15 protein-coding genes, 1 tRNA gene and 1 riboswitch are annotated in these 16,851 nt (G+C 45.8%); of the genes, 15 read left to right on the top strand and 1 reads right to left on the bottom strand.

The window, feature by feature from the left end; all coding sequences use genetic code 11:
- Nucleotides 1-61: 61 nt before the first annotated feature.
- Nucleotides 62-415: an Arm DNA-binding domain-containing protein gene (locus ACYVB1_RS04050; protein ID WP_460920841.1), complete on the bottom strand. Its 354-nt coding sequence runs from the start codon at nucleotides 413-415 to the stop codon at nucleotides 62-64.
- 159 nt (nucleotides 416-574) lie between these two features.
- Here ACYVB1_RS04050 and ACYVB1_RS04045 point away from each other — a divergent pair.
- The 15 genes from ACYVB1_RS04045 to ACYVB1_RS03975 all read left to right on the top strand — a co-directional run bounded on the left by ACYVB1_RS04045 (nucleotide 575) and on the right by ACYVB1_RS03975 (nucleotide 16,812).
- A tRNA-Arg gene (locus tag ACYVB1_RS04045) sits at nucleotides 575-646 on the top strand.
- A 217-nt stretch (nucleotides 647-863) separates the two neighbouring features.
- On the top strand, nucleotides 864-2,351 hold the full coding sequence (locus ACYVB1_RS04040) for a cobyric acid synthase (protein ID WP_460920839.1): 1,488 nt from the start codon (nucleotides 864-866) through the stop codon (nucleotides 2,349-2,351).
- 4 nt (nucleotides 2,352-2,355) lie between these two features.
- On the top strand, nucleotides 2,356-3,375 hold the full coding sequence (locus ACYVB1_RS04035; RefSeq protein WP_460920837.1) for a pyridoxal phosphate-dependent aminotransferase: 1,020 nt from the start codon (nucleotides 2,356-2,358) through the stop codon (nucleotides 3,373-3,375).
- Nucleotides 3,354-4,292 (top strand): adenosylcobinamide-phosphate synthase CbiB, encoded by a 939-nt coding sequence (cbiB, locus tag ACYVB1_RS04030; RefSeq protein WP_460920835.1) that lies wholly within the window; start codon nucleotides 3,354-3,356, stop codon nucleotides 4,290-4,292. The genes ACYVB1_RS04035 and cbiB overlap by 22 nt, the downstream gene beginning before the upstream one ends.
- 26 nt (nucleotides 4,293-4,318) lie before the next feature.
- Nucleotides 4,319-4,846: an AAA family ATPase gene (locus ACYVB1_RS04025; RefSeq protein WP_460920833.1), complete on the top strand. Its 528-nt coding sequence runs from the start codon at nucleotides 4,319-4,321 to the stop codon at nucleotides 4,844-4,846.
- A gap of 103 nt (nucleotides 4,847-4,949) precedes the next feature.
- Nucleotides 4,950-5,130: riboswitch (cobalamin riboswitch) on the top strand.
- 75 nt (nucleotides 5,131-5,205) lie between these two features.
- Nucleotides 5,206-7,536 carry a TonB-dependent receptor gene (locus ACYVB1_RS04020; RefSeq protein ID WP_460920831.1) on the top strand — a complete coding sequence of 777 codons (2,331 nt, stop codon included), beginning with the start codon at nucleotides 5,206-5,208 and terminating at the stop codon, nucleotides 7,534-7,536.
- Nucleotides 7,533-8,393, top strand: coding sequence for a Rossmann-fold NAD(P)-binding domain-containing protein (locus tag ACYVB1_RS04015; protein ID WP_460920829.1), 861 nt, complete (start codon nucleotides 7,533-7,535; stop codon nucleotides 8,391-8,393). The genes ACYVB1_RS04020 and ACYVB1_RS04015 overlap by 4 nt, the downstream gene beginning before the upstream one ends.
- Before the next feature lie 169 nt (nucleotides 8,394-8,562).
- Nucleotides 8,563-9,153 carry a cob(I)yrinic acid a,c-diamide adenosyltransferase gene (locus ACYVB1_RS04010; RefSeq protein WP_460920827.1) on the top strand — a complete coding sequence of 197 codons (591 nt, stop codon included), beginning with the start codon at nucleotides 8,563-8,565 and terminating at the stop codon, nucleotides 9,151-9,153.
- 3 nt (nucleotides 9,154-9,156) lie between these two features.
- The gene (cobI, locus tag ACYVB1_RS04005) at nucleotides 9,157-9,852 is read left to right on the top strand and encodes a precorrin-2 C(20)-methyltransferase (protein ID WP_460920825.1); all 696 of its coding nucleotides are present in this window, start codon (nucleotides 9,157-9,159) and stop codon (nucleotides 9,850-9,852) included.
- The gene (gene cobJ / locus ACYVB1_RS04000) at nucleotides 9,849-11,231 is read left to right on the top strand and encodes a precorrin-3B C(17)-methyltransferase (RefSeq protein WP_460920823.1); all 1,383 of its coding nucleotides are present in this window, start codon (nucleotides 9,849-9,851) and stop codon (nucleotides 11,229-11,231) included. The genes cobI and cobJ overlap by 4 nt, the downstream gene beginning before the upstream one ends.
- An 8-nt stretch (nucleotides 11,232-11,239) precedes the next feature.
- A complete protein-coding gene (gene cbiE / locus ACYVB1_RS03995; RefSeq protein ID WP_460920821.1) occupies nucleotides 11,240-12,424 on the top strand; it encodes a precorrin-6y C5,15-methyltransferase (decarboxylating) subunit CbiE in 1,185 nt (394 codons plus the stop codon).
- A gap of 3 nt (nucleotides 12,425-12,427) precedes the next feature.
- The gene (cobM, locus tag ACYVB1_RS03990; protein ID WP_460920819.1) at nucleotides 12,428-14,284 is read left to right on the top strand and encodes a precorrin-4 C(11)-methyltransferase; all 1,857 of its coding nucleotides are present in this window, start codon (nucleotides 12,428-12,430) and stop codon (nucleotides 14,282-14,284) included.
- Nucleotides 14,281-15,018 carry a precorrin-6A/cobalt-precorrin-6A reductase gene (locus ACYVB1_RS03985; RefSeq protein WP_460920817.1) on the top strand — a complete coding sequence of 246 codons (738 nt, stop codon included), beginning with the start codon at nucleotides 14,281-14,283 and terminating at the stop codon, nucleotides 15,016-15,018. The genes cobM and ACYVB1_RS03985 overlap by 4 nt, the downstream gene beginning before the upstream one ends.
- A complete protein-coding gene (locus tag ACYVB1_RS03980; RefSeq protein ID WP_460920815.1) occupies nucleotides 15,011-16,105 on the top strand; it encodes a cobalt-precorrin-5B (C(1))-methyltransferase in 1,095 nt (364 codons plus the stop codon). Before ACYVB1_RS03985 ends, ACYVB1_RS03980 begins: the two co-directional genes overlap by 8 nt.
- Complete coding sequence (locus tag ACYVB1_RS03975; protein WP_460920813.1) at nucleotides 16,102-16,812, top strand: hypothetical protein; 711 nt, start codon at nucleotides 16,102-16,104, stop codon at nucleotides 16,810-16,812. The genes ACYVB1_RS03980 and ACYVB1_RS03975 overlap by 4 nt, the downstream gene beginning before the upstream one ends.
- Nucleotides 16,813-16,851: the final 39 nt, after the last annotated feature.

The raw sequence follows: 16,851 nt of genomic DNA, 5'->3' as shown, positions 1-16,851 counted from the left end.
GGCACAAGGTCTTTTACCCTTTCCCATTGCTCGTTTGTCAACTCCATGAGAAACCAACATATTAACTCAAGCTGGGATTCCCATTTTTGAGATAGCCTCTAGTACCCTCATTAGTTTGTCGTTCAATTACCTTTTGGAAGAAATCGATAAAGGAAGTGGTTCTGCTTGCCTGCGAGTTTTCACTGTAGGAGGCTTGTACCTCCTTAAGAGTGGTCTCTATAATATGGTTGATTCGTTCGTAGTCAACTTCGCTGTTCTCCTTGACTTTGCCTGTCCTGGAATTCCACAGCTTTGCGGACAGCTTTTCTCCAGTGGTTACGTAAGATGATTTTCCGTTTTCAGTTATGCGAATCTTGATGATTCCAGCCTTATCTTTCTTGTTGCGCTGATAGAGTACGCTTTGTATAGTTCTCATAGTACCGTATATTTGCAGGCAGTATAGCCGTAAACCGGTTAAAAACTACTGCGAAACGTCGAGATTACTGGCGAGAACCCGTTTCAACATAACTCAAAACGTTTCTACATAAAAGGCGGGATATTTTAAATAAATCGCTGAAAATCAATCACATAGTTAGGCCTTGTAGTTCAACGGATAGAATAGAAGTTTCCTAAACTTTAGATCCAGGTTCGATTCCTGGCAAGGCCACAAAAAGTCCCTTATACAGCACGTGTAGGGGATTTTCCATTTAATTCGGACATATTTCGGACAGTAGCATCTAATTCAAGTACTGTTTTGTTTTAGTGTGCAACATAATAAGGGCGCGTGTAGGTAAGTATGTTTTACTATCATAGAAGGAATTATCTGGACAATTTCTGCACCACTACTATGGTTTAACAGCCGAAATTGCACGCTTGCAACCGCAATGAAGAACCCAACAAATACACTACGTCCCATCATGTTTGTCGGAACCGCCTCCGATGTTGGGAAAAGCGTGATTACAGCTGGCTTTTGCAGAATTTTCAGTCAAGATGGCTATACTCCGGCCCCCTTCAAGGCGCAGAACATGTCGTTGAACAGCTATGCCACGCCAGAGGGATTAGAAATAGGAAGAGCACAAGCCGTACAGGCCGAAGCAGCCGGCATACCCTGCCATACTGATATGAACCCGGTGCTCCTCAAGCCTACCACCGATAAAGCCTCACAAGTAGTACTACATGGCAAGCCTGTGGGCACACAATCTGCCTACGACTATTTCATGGGAAATAACCGTCAGGAACTGTTTGCAGAAGTAAAACAAGCCTTTGACAAACTTGCTAAACGGTACTCCCCCGTTGTGATGGAAGGAGCCGGAAGCATTTCGGAGTTGAACCTGAAGCACCGGGATATCACTAACATGCGCATGGCCCTACATGCCGGAGCCGCCACCTACCTGATTGGCGATATTGACCGGGGCGGAGTATTTGGCAGCCTTTACGGCACCATCGCGCTACTCACACCCGAGGAAAAGCAGTGCATCAAGGGTATCATTATCAACAAATTCAGGGGCGACAGCAGGTTGTTTGAGGAGGGAAGGCATATGATCGAAGAGTTATGTGGGGTGCCTGTGGTAGGTGTCCTCCCCTATTTCAAGCACATCTTTATAGAAGAAGAGGATTCTGTCTCGCTTGGAAAGAAATACAGGTCGGCTGTAGCAAGCAAGGTGAACGTTGCGGTGATTCTTGTGAATAGATTGTCGAATTTCACTGATTTTGACCGGTTGGAAAAAGATCCCCGTGTCAACCTTTACTACACTGACCTTCCCGCAGAAATAGCCAAAGCTGACATCGTAGTGCTGCCGGGCAGCAAGAATACTATTGAGGATCTTATACATATCAAGAACAATGGCGTGGCACAGGCCATTTACGAGGCCCATAAGAAAGAGAAAACAATCATAGGTATTTGTGGTGGATACCAGATGATGGGGGAAGTGGTGGAAGACCCGCATCAGGTAGAGAGTAGCATCACACACACTTCCGGACTAGGGCTTTTACCGGTTCGTACCGTTCTTCAATCAGAAAAAACCACCCAACAATGTAACTTTACCTATAGAAGTTATCCCGAGAATTGCAAAGGCTACGAGATTCATATGGGCCTCAGCACTCCCACCACGGCAGCAAGCCCTGTTAACTTTTTCACGGATGGCCGCACCGACGGTTATTTCCTGAACAAGAAATGCTGGGGTACCTACCTGCATGGGGTGCTGGATAACACATCCGTGGTGAATGATATATTATCTGATTATACATCTGTAGCTGGAGAATCCTTTGATTACCAAAAATTTAAGGAAGATCAGTATGATAAACTGGCTGCTGTTATCCGGGAACATATCGACATGGATCAGATCTACCGCAGTTTACAAATAAAGAATTGAGTACATGCTACACGGACACGGAGACGATGCCTACCGTTACAAGAGTAAGATTAGAACAGATTTCAGCACCAACGTATGGTATGGCGGTGAGCCCGCTGGCTTGAAAGAACACCTGTTTAGCCAATGGCACCTGGTACAAAAGTACCCCGAAGTTTTGGCAGAAAGTTTAAATGAGCAGGTTGCGCAGCATTACCATCTAAAGCAAGGGCAGGTACTTATCAGCAACGGCACCACTGAAAGCATATATTTAGTAGCACAAGCCTTTAGAGGCAAGAGGACAACGATTGCCTCACCTGCTTTTGCCGAGTATGAAGACGCCTGCCGGATGCATCAGCACCAAATAGAATTTGTACACTGGGACGAGCTTTATAGCATTCCCAAGTTAGAAACAGACCTGCTGTTTATCTGCAACCCTAACAACCCCACGGGCAGCGTATTTTTTCCTTTAGAAGAGCTTATCGCCAGAAACCCACAGACACTATTTGTGCTGGATGAGGCTTTCATTGAGTTTACACTGTCCATAGAAACAGCTGTTCCCCTGCTTAACCGCTATGAAAATTTACTCATATTTCGTTCCATGACCAAGGCCTTTGCCATACCCGGCTTGCGCCTGGGATACATAGTGGCCCATAAGAAACAGATTGCCCAGTTAAAAACCTTTAAATTTCCGTGGTCCGTAAACGTATTGGCGATAACGGCAGGTAAATTTATATTTGATAATTACGAGCTCTTACAATTGCCTGTCAGGCAACTGTTGAAGGACAAAGAATCCTTCGCAACTCAAATGCAACAGACAGGAGTTAAAGTACACGACAGCCACACACACTTTTTCCTGGCTGAAACAGCACATGGCACCGCCGCACAACTGAAGCAATACCTGGTTGAACAGCATGGAATTTTAATTCGTGATGCGAGTAACTTCAGAGGATTAAAAGAGACGCACTTCAGAATAGCCACGCTTGCACCAGTCCAAAATCAATTACTTATTCAGTCCCTGACGAAATGGAACAATCACTGCTCCTGATCGTTCCACTCGCCATCGGTTACCTACTGGACCTGCTGATTGGCGATCCGGAGAAATTGCCACATCCGGTGAGGGTATTCGGCAACCTTATTTACAAAGGGGAGCAGCTATTGAATAAACCGAAGCATAGGTTCCTGAAGGGTATGCTGTTGGCGCTCGGACTTTGCCTGCTGACTTTCTTTACCTTCAAAGTTGTGGGAGATCTGTTGCTTACGCTCCACCCCTACCTCTACCTTCTGTTTGCCGGCGTTTTTGTCTTCTATGGCCTGGCCAATAGAGGTCTGATAGACGAAGGAAGAGAGGTTTTCCAGGTACTGCACACACAGGGGCTGGAGGCAGGCAGAAAACAACTTTCGCGTATTGTCGGACGCGACACCTCTCAACTAACACCACAGCAAATCAGAATTGCTGTGCTCGAAACCATGTCTGAGAACCTGAGCGATGGCGTGATTGCTCCCCTGTTCTACTACGCACTGGCTGGTGTACCGGGCATGATGACCTATAAGATGATTAATACAATGGATTCCATGTTGGGCTACCGAAACGCACGATATGAGCAGTTTGGAAAGTTTGCCGCCCGTCTGGATGATGTTGCTAATTTTATACCTGCCCGCATCACAGCCATCCTCATGGCGCTGGTAAGTATGTGCTGGCAGGCCATCGTCTTTGTCTTAAAGTACGGCAACAAACATAAAAGCCCCAATGCCGGTTATCCTGAGGCAGCCCTGGCAGGCATCTTGAACTGCCGGTTCGGAGGGCCTAATGTATACCATGGTGTGCTGGTAGATAAACCCTATATTGGCGAACGAAACAGAGCAATTGAGCACAAGGAAATTTACCGTGTGAGCAGGATAAATCACAGCACCTGCTTTGTGATGGTAGCCGGCATTATGCTGCTTTCTTTGCTCTTGCAATAAAACAAGTATTACCCGGCTTAGCAGGCATGCATAAATACGTTATTTCAGGAGGGCCCGGAGCAGGTAAAAGCACGCTCCTGCAGGCATTATACCTCAAAGGATACACCGTCTCAGAAGAGGCTTCCCGACAGCTTATCATCGAGGAAACAACAAAGGGAAGTAACTGCTTACCGTGGGTGAATCTTCCCTGCTTTGCACGCAATGTATTGGAGCGGATGATACAAAATTACGAGCACGCCCATACTGCTTCGCCTATAACATTCTTTGACAGAGGTATACCGGACATTATTGCTTATCTGAAGGTGGCACAGCAGCCTGTAGATGAAGCATATTTTCATGCTGTAAAGCAATACCGGTATAGCCCGCTTGTCTTTCTTATACCTCCATGGCAGGAAATCTACGTGAATGACAGCGAACGCTGGCAAACTTTCGAGGAGGCAGTAACTTTATTCCATGCCATCAAAGACATTTACCAATCGCTCCGTTATACCATTATAGAGTTGCCCAATGCCTCGGTAGAGGAAAGGGTGAATTTTGTTATATCCCATATTTGATTGCACCTGGGAACCTCATAACAAAGGACCTTTGACTACTGCTTTAAACTTGACTTAAATCAGGTATGGCGCAAAAAATATGAGTGGTCTCTCAAATAATTACCTACTTTTGCCCCGTATTGGTTTCCCGGAAGGGAATTAATAGGGAATCCGGTGTGAATCCGGAGCAGTTCCCGCTGCTGTAAGCTCATTATTTGCTTTGTTAACCATGGCCACTGTCTGACAAGATGGGAAGGCGACAAAGCTGAGTTAGCCAGAAGACCTGCCAATAACATGAGATTCATAGCTTTCGGGTAAAAAGCTGGTGGATATATACTAGCCATATTGTATCTCCTCCGTTCATCCCCCTATAGCTATGAATGATTTTTGTTTTTAAAATCATTCAAAAGATGTATTGCTTTAATCGGCGACTAAGTAATTCAGACAAGCTCCTCCTCTTAGCTATATTGCTCTTGATCTGCTCCCACCTTCCTGCCCTAGCACAATCCGGCCAGATTAGCGGTGTCGTCTACGATATTCATCAAAAACCACTACAGGGAGTGAGCATTTTCATTTTAGGCTTGGAAAAGGAAGCCCTATCCAACGAAAAAGGGGCGTTCTCCATGCAGACAATTGCTCCCGGAACGTACGAGGTAAGCTTTTCGCTCCTTGGCTATGAGAGAAAAAGCCTTTCGGTAAAGGTAGGACCGGGTCAAAAAAAGCAACTGTCTGTCATTCTTTCGGAGAACATACTGAACCTACAGGAATTTGAAGTTACCAGCCCGGCTTTACAGGAAACAGGGTCAAATAAAATCGATAAGCTAGACCTGAGACTGCGTCCTGTAAACTCTGCCCAGGATTTACTTAAAAATGTACCGGGGCTGTTTATTGGTCAGCACGCCGGTGGAGGCAAAGCGGAGCAACTGTTTCTCAGGGGGTTTGACATTGACCATGGTACAGACTATGCCGTCTTTGTAGATGAAATGCCTGTAAACATGGTGTCTCATGCACATGGACAGGGTTATGCAGACCTACATTTTGTAATTCCGGAGCTCATAGCGAATGCCTCTTATAACAAGGGCCCATACAACACCAGGATGGGTAACATGGCTGTCGCAGGAAATGCCTCCTTCACAACCATGACCAAGCCGGGCAGAAGCTTCCTAAAGGCAGAGTATGGCAGGTTTAACAGCAGCCGCCTGTTAACTGTAATTGATTTGCTAGGAGAGAAAAAGCTCTTCACGTCTGGTTTTGAAAGTGCTTATGTAGCGGCAGAGCACGTTTACACGGATGGGTACTTTGAGAGCCCGCAACACTATCGGAGAACCAACCTTTTCACAAAATATAGTGCTACTTTGAATAATAGGTCTTTTGTAAACTTTTCCTTATCTGGTTTTCACAGCCCCTGGTATGCGTCGGGGCAGATTCCTTTGCGGGAAGTAACAGCAGGAAAGATCTCCCGGTTCGGAGCCATTGACGACACAGAAGGAGGAGCTACCTCTCGCTATAATATGAATGCCTCTCTCACAAGAGACATAGACTCAGATAAATCTATAAAACACAACCTGTATTACACTTACAACGAATTTGACTTATACTCAAACTTTACCTTTTTCCTAAATGACTCTGTGCAGGGAGACCAGATAAGACAAAGAGAAAAGAGGCACATGACGGGGTATAAGATAGCCTTCACAAGCACCGGCTCTCTCCTCTCAAAAGCTGCATTATTAGAAGCCGGTGCCGGCATCAGAGCAGACTTTATCCACAGCGGCTTTGATGAAAGTATCAGGAGAAGGATTCTGTCTACCCGTTCGGACGCTAAAATTGAAGAAGCGAACTACTACAGTTACGTAAATGAAACTATAAAATTATCTGAGCAACTCACTGTTAATGCCGGTATCAGGACAGATATTTTTAATTACGCAGTGGAAGACAGGGCCGAATCTTCAAACAACGGTCGGAATAGAATTCTACGCATCAGTCCAAAGCTAAACTTTCAGTACGATGCTTCCCCTAACCTCCAGCTTTACGTGAGAACCGGTGTGGGCATGCACTCTAATCACGCTTTTGTAGCGGTTAGCAGAATGCCGCAGAATGCTATTCCGAAGGCAGTAGGGGTAGATGTTGGTGCTAATTTTAAAATAGGCCAAAGAGCTGTTGCCAATGCGGCATTATGGTCTTTACACTTGCAGGACGAACTGGTTTATGTTGGAGATGAGCTTGTGTATGAGAACAGCGGAGCTTCAGGAAGAATAGGAGTCGATGCTTCCTTAAGGTACAACATCGCTTCCGGCTTATGGGCCGATCTGGATGTAAATTATAGCCGGGGCAGGCTGCTTGATGAGCCGGAAGGACAAAATTATATTGCGCTGGCTCCTGTACTGACATCCACCGGAGGCCTGACCTATAAGAGTAACAATAGTTTAAATGGCACGTTGCGCTATCGCTATATGGGTAAAAGAGCTGCAAACGATGACAACAGCATGCAGACAGCCCCCTATTTTCTGGTGGATGCCCAACTGAACTATACGAGACCAAAATACGAACTCGGGTTGTCATTCCTGAATTTACTGAACAGTAAATGGCAGGAAGTGGTGTATTGGTCAGGTTCCAGGCTTTCTCATGAGGCAGAGCCTGTGGATGATTTTCACTTTACTCCTGGCACTCCTCTGTTTATAAAAGCAGCCGTAACTTTCTTTTTTAGAAGATGAAATTAACCGTAAGTATACTTGGCTGCGGCTGGTTGGGCTTGCCTTTAGGTAACCATCTAAGCCAAAGGGGGTTCAGGGTAAAAGGCTCTGTTATATCGAAAGAAATGTTCCCAGCGCTGGAACAAGCTGGAATAGGCCCCTCGCTCCTTTTGCTGTCTCCCGATCTTTCAGGGGAGAATACAGAAAGCTTCTTTTCATGCGATGTGCTGATCGTGAATTTCCCTCCTGAAAGAAGGGCAGACATTGAGGAATATCTCCCTGCTCAGATTCAATCTCTTATAGAACACCTACATAAAAACAGGGTCAGCAAAGTGCTCTTTGTGAGCTCTACCTCTGTATATCCTGATCTAAACCGGGAGGTGTATGAGCATGAAGACCTGTTACCAGCAAAAGGTAGTGGAAGAGCACTCAAAGCAGTAGAGGACATGCTGCTGGAACAAAAGGAACTTGCCACCACTGTTCTCCGTTTCGGTGGATTGGTGGGGTATGACAGGTTGCCGGGCAAGTACCTTGCCTCCAAGAAAGATGTGTTGAATGCTGATGTTCCCGTTAATCTGATACACCGGGACGATTGTATCGAGATCATCTATCAAATCATCACACAGGATATATGGGGCGAGGTGTTTAACGCCTGTGCAGACGAGCATCCGCTTCGAAGAGACTATTACCACCATGCTGCCCTTCAGGAAGGTCTTGAGCCTCCTGTTTTTAGCAGCCATGGCACAAGCACTTATAAGATTGTAAACTCAGAGAAGCTAAAACTCAGCTTAAGTTACACCTTTAAATACCCGGACCCTATCAAAATGCTGATGAATGGTGTAACTTGTGTAAAGGAACTGCATCAAAATCCTGCGTAAAAGGACCGGAATACCTGTACCCCGGCAGTACAACCAATAGCAAAGTGCTTGATCCATCTTTAGAAAAGTCTGCGGGAAGGGCCTTTCGCCGAAACTGTGGGAACAGGAGGGTAAGTGAACAAAGGAGTGACAAAGCAAGGGATGAATTATTAACCATAGCAACAGCTTGATGAAAATATATACACGTAAAGGCGACAAAGGAACCACCGGAGTTTTTGGCGGCAAAAGGGAGGACAAGGATTCAGCACGCATTGAGTGCAACGGCGCGCTGGATGAAGCCAATTCGACCATTGGTTTGTTAAGAGTAAAGCTAGGTCCGGAGCATGAGTGGCAGCCAAACTTACACCGCATCCAGAAGGACCTGATGGATATGATGTCGCACCTGGCACGCCCTTCGGACTCTAACAAGGAAAACCCGAATCCAAAACCTTTGGATGGGGCTGAATTCTGTGAGCAATGGCTGGATGAACTGGAAGACAATATAAGTTCTCCCTCTGATTATTTCCTGCTTCCCGGAGGCAATGAGATCTCTGCCCTCTGCCATGTATGCAGAACGCAGATCCGCAGGGGCGAACGCCGGCTGGTTACGCTGATGAAGGAAGATCCGGCCTGCGTGGAAGATTATATCATCGCCTACGTCAATCGCCTGTCAGACCTGTTCTTTACCCTGGCAAGAGCCGAGATGGACAAAGCCGGAGTGGCAGAAGAAAAGTGGCAGCTGTTTTTATATAAAAGAAAAAAGAAACCATCAGCAGAATAGGGTTTGCATAAAATACATGGAATCTCATTAGGCCCGGGAGACCCGGAGCTCATCACGATAAAGGGTTTAAGGATACTTAAAGAGTCGGATACTATTTTCTATCCCGGCTCTCTCCTTTCGGATGGCAGGAAAGAAAGCTATGTGCTTCCGATCCTGAAGTATTATGGGTTAGAAGAATCAAAACTACAAGGCTTTTTCCTGAAGATGTCTACAGACAGATCTAAAGCGGAAGAAATTTACACAGAGACAGCCTTGGAAGTTTTTGAAGCGTTTCAGCAGGGAAAGAAAATAAGCATCGTTTGCGAGGGGGACCTTAGCTTTTATGCTTCATTCTCCTATTTACTGGAGAAGTTGCATCGATATAGCATGCCAGTAGAACTGGTGCCGGGTATTAATTCCTTTTCTTTGGGAGCTGCCAAACATCAGGTTCCTTTATGCCTGCAGAATCAGAAGGTAGCTGTTCTGCCGCGCGAAGAAAGCATTGAAAATATAGAGCAGGCCCTGCAGCACTATGACACGCTTATTCTGATGAAGATACGGTCAGGGTGGAACAGCCTCCGACAACACCTGCTAAACAAAAACTGGAGCTACTACTACTGTGAGCGTTTAGGTACAGAAAACGAGTTCATCACTTCAGATATCTCAGCATTACAGGATAGGGAAATTCCATATTTCTCCTTATTAATTATCAAAAGATGATTCAAGTTGTTGGCTTAGGCCCCGGAAGAACTGATTATTTACTACCGATAGCCAGAAAGGCCATAGAAGAGGCTGATGTTATCATAGGGTATCATTATTACTTCCAGTTTATAGAAGACTATATACAGGAAAGTACAGAATGTATTGGCAAAGAACTGAGCGAGGAAGAGACGAGAGCCGACATTGCCATTGAGAAAGCCCTTGAAGGTAATAGAGTGGTGGTGATCGGGTCTGGTGACGCGGGCATCTATGCCATGGCCTCCATTGTATATGAGAAAGTGGCCCGGTCTGGGGAAGATATCGAAGTGGAAACCATACCGGGCATCTCTGCTTTTGTTGCAGCGGGAAGTAAGTTAGGTGCTGTACTGGGACACGATTTCTGCTGTATATCCCTTTCTGACCTGATGACCCCCTGGAAGACGATCCAAAAGCGCATTGAGGCAGCAGCGTGGGGAGATTTTGTGACCTCTATCTACAACCCGAAAAGCAGAAAAAGGTATTGGCAAATAAATAAGCTGAAGTCCATTTTCCTGGGGCACCGCAACCCCAAAACCCCTGTTGCCATCTGCAAGCAGTTAGGCAGAGCGGAAGAGAATATCACACTCACCACACTGGCTGACTTGGATATTGAACTGGTTGACATGTTCAGCCTGGTGGTGATCGGTAACAGCCAGACATTCCGACATAAAAATAACCTGATCACACCAAGGGGCTACCTGAACAGGAAACCTCATACCGGCAGCGAGATACAGCAGGCCAGTTTTCAGGAAATCCTGGCGCAGCTGGAGGTAAACAAATACCCACAAGACTTTCTATGGGCCGCTATTCGCTGCATACACACGTCCGGTGATTTCGATTATATCCACTACCTGACTACTTCTGAGAACGCCATAGCAGGCTGGCACGAGTACCTGCTCAGTGGAGGCACTATTGTGACAGATGTCACCATGGTACAGGCAGGTATCACCAAAGCTTTTACAAGTAAATACGGGAATAAGGTGGTATGCCTGCTTAATGACGAGGAAACACTGGCGCTGGCCGAGAAAGAAAACCTGACACGTTCGCAGGCAGGAATAAAATTGGCTGCGCAGCGGCACCCGGAGGCACTCTTTGTGATGGGCAATGCGCCTACTGCTCTGATAGAAATCGCAGATCAGGTCAAAGAAGGCCTCATAAAGCCAGCCGGTATTGTGGGTGCTCCGGTAGGTTTTGTAAATGTAGTGGAGTCTAAGGAGCGCCTGAAGCTTCTATCTACTCCCTATGCTCTTATTGAGGGGCAGCGTGGAGGAAGTAATTTTGCAGCGGCCATTGTGAATGCCGCCTTCACGCTAAATGAAGTAAAAGCTTATCTTGGGGAAGTGATTCAAACTGAGAAATAGGAGGCTTCATGAACTTCCATGTGATAGGTATAGGTAACAGAGAGTTTAGTTTATCTCAACACTTACAGGACCTGATTTCTAAAGGCACTATCTTTAGCGGAGGGGAGCGCCATCATGCCTTAGTCAAGCATTTATTGCCGGCAGAGCACCAGTGGATTATGATAAAAGCGCCTCTGGAAGCCGTGTTCGAAAGCTATGTAAAAGCCAGTCAACCTGTTGTGGTGTTTGCTTCCGGAGATCCTCTTTTTTATGGCTTCTCCAACACATTACGAAACAAATTTCCGGCAGCAACCATCCAAATTTATCCTTACTTTAACTCCATTCAGTTACTGGCTAGCCGTGCTAGCATTAGCAGTAATGATCTCAGAACGGTAAGTGTACACGGAAGGTCCTGGCATGCTCTGGATGAGGCTGTGCTGAAGCAGGATGCTCTAATCGGTGTTTTAACGGATCAAGTACACTCCCCCGCCGCTATCGCAGAGAGGATGCTAGGCTATGGGTACTCTAACTATACTATGTATGTTGGGGAAGATCTGGAAGGGGAACAGGAGCTGGTACGGCATTTCCACTTAGAGCATGCTGCCCGGGAAGCGTTCCATATTTTGAATTGTGTGATTTTGAAAAAGGAGACACATCGGACGATTCCTTTTGGAATGCCGGATCACCTTTTTGAGGGTCTGGAGGGGCGCCCGAACATGATCACAAAAATGCCTGTCCGGCTCTGCTCCCTCCATGCACTGGAACTTGACAACAAAAAAGTATTGTGGGACATTGGCTTTTGTACAGGCTCTTTAAGCATTGAGGCAAAAATAAGATTTCCTCATCTTGCCATATACGCCTTCGAGAAAAGAACAGAGTGCCTGCAAATAATGAAGCAAAACCAGCATAAACTTGGAGCCATGGGAATAACATCTTACATCGGTGACATTTTTGAGGAAGATTTATCTCAACCTGCTGCACCTGATGCAATTTTTGTGGGAGGGCACGGAGGCAGATTAGAAGCGCTGTTACAGAAGGTAAACAACTATTTAATACCAGGCGGTAGCATAGTGATTAACGCTGTACAGGAAAGTTCTGTCAACGAATTTACAGCAACAGCAAAATCCCTCGGCTGGAAATTAGAAGAACCATTGAAATTAAAGGTAAACTCGCACAACGATATTACCATTATGAAGGCGGTAAAACATACCTGAAAAATGTCAGAGATACAGAAAGTAGCCATTGTGGCCTTTACAGATAATGGTTTATCTATTGGTAGAACCATTCAGAAAGAATTTTACCGTAGTAAGTTATTTACGACCCGGGAAACGGAGTTTACAAAAGATGTTCTCAAAATCGGGAATGTAGCTGATTTTTTGGAAAAGAAGTTCCATACCTACGATACATGGATCTTTGTGGGTGCCCTTGGCATCTGCGTACGCAGCATTGCCCCCTTTATTCAGGATAAAAAGTCTGACCCGGCTGTTGTAAACATGGATGAGCAAGGAAAATTTGCACAAGCTGTGTTGAGCGGCCATGTAGGCGGAGCAAATGACGTGGCAGAAAAGCTAAGCCGTATCTTTCAGGCACAGGCTGTTATCACCACGGCCAGTGATCTGCAGAACATTTGGGCGCTGGACTTATTGGCAGAGAAGTTTAACTGGACAGCAGTTTCAGATTTTCCTCTCAACCAGCTTATCTCGCTTTTTGTAAATAGTAGGCCTACAGCACTTGTGCTAAAGGTAAAAGATGCAGGCACTGCCTACCTTGAGAAAACAAAGCCTCATTTTGTAGATATTTATTATAACCTGCAGGATGTGGTTCAGGATAGCTATGAACTTATCATTTATGTTGGCTATGAGTTGCTTGTTACAACTGTTCCGATTCTGTCTTTTCACCCTAAATGCCTTGTGGTGGGCAGCGGTTGCTCGAAAGAGATTGAACCTGCGCTTTTTGAGGAGGCCTTACTGCTGCACCTGAAACAAGAGGGTATCTCTTATCAAAGCATTGCGGCATTGGCCTCAGTTGATATAAAGCGTGAAGAGAAAGCGTATCTGGCAGTAGCGGAGAAGTACGGGTGGGAATTCAACACCTTCACTACTGAAGAACTGAGCCAGGTACATCTGGCGAATCCTTCAGCTGTAGTATTAGACAAAATCGGAATTGAAGGAGTGTCTGAGAGTGCTGCGGCATTACAGGCAAATAATCCTTTCTGGTTGTTTGAGAAAACCAAAGCAGAAGTCTCTTCCGGTAAGAAGTTCACCTATGCCGTCAGCCTGATTAGCCGTTTTGAGCGTAAAGGGCAGATCGCCATTGTGGGTGCAGGCCCCGGAGCACCGGAATACATTACGCTGCAGGGAAAAGAACTCTTAGAAACGGCAGACTGTATTTTGTATGCAGGTAGCCTTGTACCTGAAGAACTCACACATTTCGCTAAGCCAGGTGCCCTTGTCCGAAATTCAGCTTCAATGACACTGGAAGAGCAAATTGAAATCATTGATGAATTTTATGAGCAGGGTAAATTAATAGTAAGACTTCATTCTGGAGACCCTTCCATTTATGGGGCCATACAGGAGCAAATGACCTTGTTTGACGAAAAGAACTATGATTATTTTATTGTTCCTGGAATCTCCTCTTTCCAGGCAGCGGCCGCTTACCTTAAATCAGAGTTTACTGTACCTGAGGTAGCGCAAACCATCATTCTCACCCGCGGGGAAGGCAACACACCTATGCCGGAACATGAGAAGATTGAGGACATGGCTAAACTTCGCGCTACGATGTGCATTTTCCTAAGCGCAGGGATAGCGAAAAAGGTAGAAGGCCAACTGCTGCAACACTACCCGGAAGACACCCCTCTTGCTGTCCTGTACAGGGTCAGTTGGAAAGACGAAAAGGTATGGACAGGTAAATTGAGTGAGCTTAGCAGCATCATCGACCGGAACAAGTTAACCAGAACGGTTCTGATTATTGTGGGTGAAGCGGTAGGTGCACGTAAGAACCGTTCCTGGCTTTATGGTGATAACTGGTATCATATCTTCCGGAAGAAAGGAAAATCAATGGTAGCTGGAAAATGATTCTGCTCTTAGGTGGTACAACAGAGGCGAAAGAGGTTGCCTGCTGCCTCGAAGCAGCAGGCATGCCTTACATATACTCTACCAGAACGGAAGTTAAGTTTGAAGGTAAAGGAGTATACCGGTTTGGTGCCCTTGACAAGGAAGGCTTAGAGTGCTTTTGTTTTACCAACCGGATTTCCTGCATCATCAATGCCTGCCACCCTTTTGCGCATGAACTGCACCATACTGTTGCCGCTGCTTCTCTGACTATCCCCAAAATCCGCTATGAAAGAGGATTTCCGGAGAGAGTGAAGCATGAGCTGGTCCAATATGTAAAAGATTATCCAGAGGCTTTAGCATGGATAGAAAGCAATGGCTTCACCTCTTTGCTGGCCCTAAGTGGCGTGCAGTCTATACCTCACCTGAGAAGCTTCTGGCAAAAGCATCGCTGCTGGTTCAGAATACTGGACAGGCAGTACTCAAAGGATTTTGCCAGCCGCCACGGTTTCCCTGCCGACTATCTACTTTTTGGTCTGCCGCAGGAAAAAGAGGAAGAAGTCTCGCTCTTCCAAAAGCTTAACCCGGATGTGATCCTGACAAAGGAAAGTGGTTTGAATGGTAAGCTCGACTCCAAGATAGAGGCAGCCATCGCCTGTCATATTCCCATTCTGGTTATAGAGAAGCCCGAACTACCCCAGGCTTACACGTTGGTACACAGCCAGCAGGAATTACTTCACTTGTTCCAATATGAGTGAGCTTCAGGAAATACCGGACGGGCCTCTTAGAACGGGATATACCACAGGCGCATGTGCCACAGCCTGTAGTAAAGCCGCCCTGAAAGCCTTGATCACACAAAAAGAAGTGAAGCAAGTGTCTATTATGCTACCTGCTGGTACGAGCGTAGAGTTTGATATAGTTTCCTGCCACATAAGCCTAAGCGAAAGCAGCTGTACGATCAAAAAGGATGCGGGAGATGATCCTGATGTGACACATGGCGCCATCATAGGCGCTTCCGTGAGCCTCAATGAATCGGGGGAAATAAGATTCCTTCAAGGTGAAGGAGTTGGGGTGGTCACCTTACCAGGTCTGGAAATAGGCATGGGTGAGCCAGCCATTAACCCTGTTCCACGCCAAATGATTAAGAATGCCTGTAGAAAGGTTTTAGCGGAACATGGTTTAGAGCATAAAGGCGTTGATGTGACCATTTTTGTCGAAGATGGCGCTAAAATAGCTAAAAGGACACTCAATGAACGCTTGGGTATAGTGGGGGGAATATCCATTTTAGGAACCACAGGCATTGTAACCCCCTTTTCAGCGTCCTCCTACATTGCCAGTATCAGGCAGGGTATCGATGTGGCACTGGCTAATGGTACAGACGAACTTGTTATAAACTCCGGGGCAAGAAGTGAGAAATTCTTAAAAGCCTTGTTTCCGCATCTTCCTGAATTTGCCTTTGTCCATTACGGTAACTGGATTGGGGAAACCCTCCAAAAAATTGCAGAAAGCCCTGTCAGAAAAGTAAATTTGGGGATTATGCTTGGCAAAGCTGTTAAACTGGCAGAAGGACAGTTAGACACCCACAGCAGTAAGAATTCCTGGAATAAGGAGTTTATCTATCAATTGGCAAAATCAAACCATTATCCTGAAGCTGTTTTAAGCCAGGTTTTAGAGCTGAACATGGCGGGAAGGTTAACGGAATTATTTAATTTTACTTCCAAGGAGATATTTTACCAGGCATTGTTAGAATCCTGTTTAAAAAAATGTTTGCATATAGCTCCGAATGTTGACCTGGTTCTTTACCTTATCAACAAAGACGGAGCCTTCATAAAATACACAAGATGATAAACATAGTTAGTATCAGTCGCCCACTATTGGCAGGTGTATTACACTCCTTTGAACCTGATCATGTTACAGCGGTGTCGGTATTAGCAGCCGACAATGCCATAAAAAAAAGAAAAACCTCCTTCTCTGTTATCTTCAGAGCATCTCAATGGGCAATGGGGCATTCCGTCACACTACTGCTGTTTGGGATGATTGCTCTTCTCTTCAAGTCCACTGTACAAACGGTAGTCGAAGATATATCTTATTGGGCCGAACTGGCTGTAGGCCCAATCATGATATTGTTGGGGACGCAGGCAATAAAAAGAAATCATAAAATCAATGAAATGATGCGTGACCATAAAAAGATAGCGGATCATGATCATTTGAACAGTAATCCTATCCACCTTCACGGCAAAAGCGGCGAAGAGATTGCCATGAACCCTTTGAACCGCTCTTTTTGGATTGGTATGCTTCATGGACTAGCCGGTACAGGTGGTGTGTTAACCTCTGCCCTGGTGATCAGTGCCTCCACCATCAGTGAAGCTATTTTAATACTGGTGATAGAGTCTGCAGGAATCATTCTGGCCATGGGAGTCTATAGCTATGTGCTGATATCCACTATGAGCAGGTTTATAGAGCGTAACATGATTATCTTTAAATGGATGAACGGACTGGCGGGCCTGGCTTCTATCCTTGTTGGGCTGGTATGGATATATAATGCATTCTAACTAAGGACAGTACAGAGATTCCGAACCTGGTCCTTCGAA

It is taken from the genome of Pontibacter brevis (genome assembly GCF_054779655.1).
Note: the sequence above shows the minus strand (reverse complement) of the source record. Positions and strands in the feature narration are given on the sequence as shown.

Excerpts from the sequence above, each read along its gene's own strand:
- ACYVB1_RS04020 (WP_460920831.1), top strand. The coding sequence starts at position 5,206 with ATGATTTTTGTTTTTAAAATCATTCAAAAGATGTATTGCTTTAATCGG.
- ACYVB1_RS04025 (WP_460920833.1), top strand. The coding sequence starts at position 4,319 with ATGCATAAATACGTTATTTCAGGAGGGCCCGGAGCAGGTAAAAGCACG.
- cobM (WP_460920819.1), top strand. The coding sequence starts at position 12,428 with ATGTCAGAGATACAGAAAGTAGCCATTGTGGCCTTTACAGATAATGGT.
- ACYVB1_RS03985 (WP_460920817.1), top strand. The coding sequence starts at position 14,281 with ATGATTCTGCTCTTAGGTGGTACAACAGAGGCGAAAGAGGTTGCCTGC.
- ACYVB1_RS04035 (WP_460920837.1), top strand. The coding sequence starts at position 2,356 with ATGCTACACGGACACGGAGACGATGCCTACCGTTACAAGAGTAAGATT.
- ACYVB1_RS03980 (WP_460920815.1), top strand. The coding sequence starts at position 15,011 with ATGAGTGAGCTTCAGGAAATACCGGACGGGCCTCTTAGAACGGGATAT.
- cobJ (WP_460920823.1), top strand. The coding sequence starts at position 9,849 with ATGATTCAAGTTGTTGGCTTAGGCCCCGGAAGAACTGATTATTTACTA.
- cbiB (WP_460920835.1), top strand. The coding sequence starts at position 3,354 with ATGGAACAATCACTGCTCCTGATCGTTCCACTCGCCATCGGTTACCTA.
- ACYVB1_RS04040 (WP_460920839.1), top strand. The coding sequence starts at position 864 with ATGAAGAACCCAACAAATACACTACGTCCCATCATGTTTGTCGGAACC.
- ACYVB1_RS04010 (WP_460920827.1), top strand. The coding sequence starts at position 8,563 with ATGAAAATATATACACGTAAAGGCGACAAAGGAACCACCGGAGTTTTT.
- ACYVB1_RS03975 (WP_460920813.1), top strand. The coding sequence starts at position 16,102 with ATGATAAACATAGTTAGTATCAGTCGCCCACTATTGGCAGGTGTATTA.
- cbiE (WP_460920821.1), top strand. The coding sequence starts at position 11,240 with ATGAACTTCCATGTGATAGGTATAGGTAACAGAGAGTTTAGTTTATCT.
- ACYVB1_RS04015 (WP_460920829.1), top strand. The coding sequence starts at position 7,533 with ATGAAATTAACCGTAAGTATACTTGGCTGCGGCTGGTTGGGCTTGCCT.
- ACYVB1_RS04050 (WP_460920841.1), bottom strand. The coding sequence starts at position 415 with ATGAGAACTATACAAAGCGTACTCTATCAGCGCAACAAGAAAGATAAG.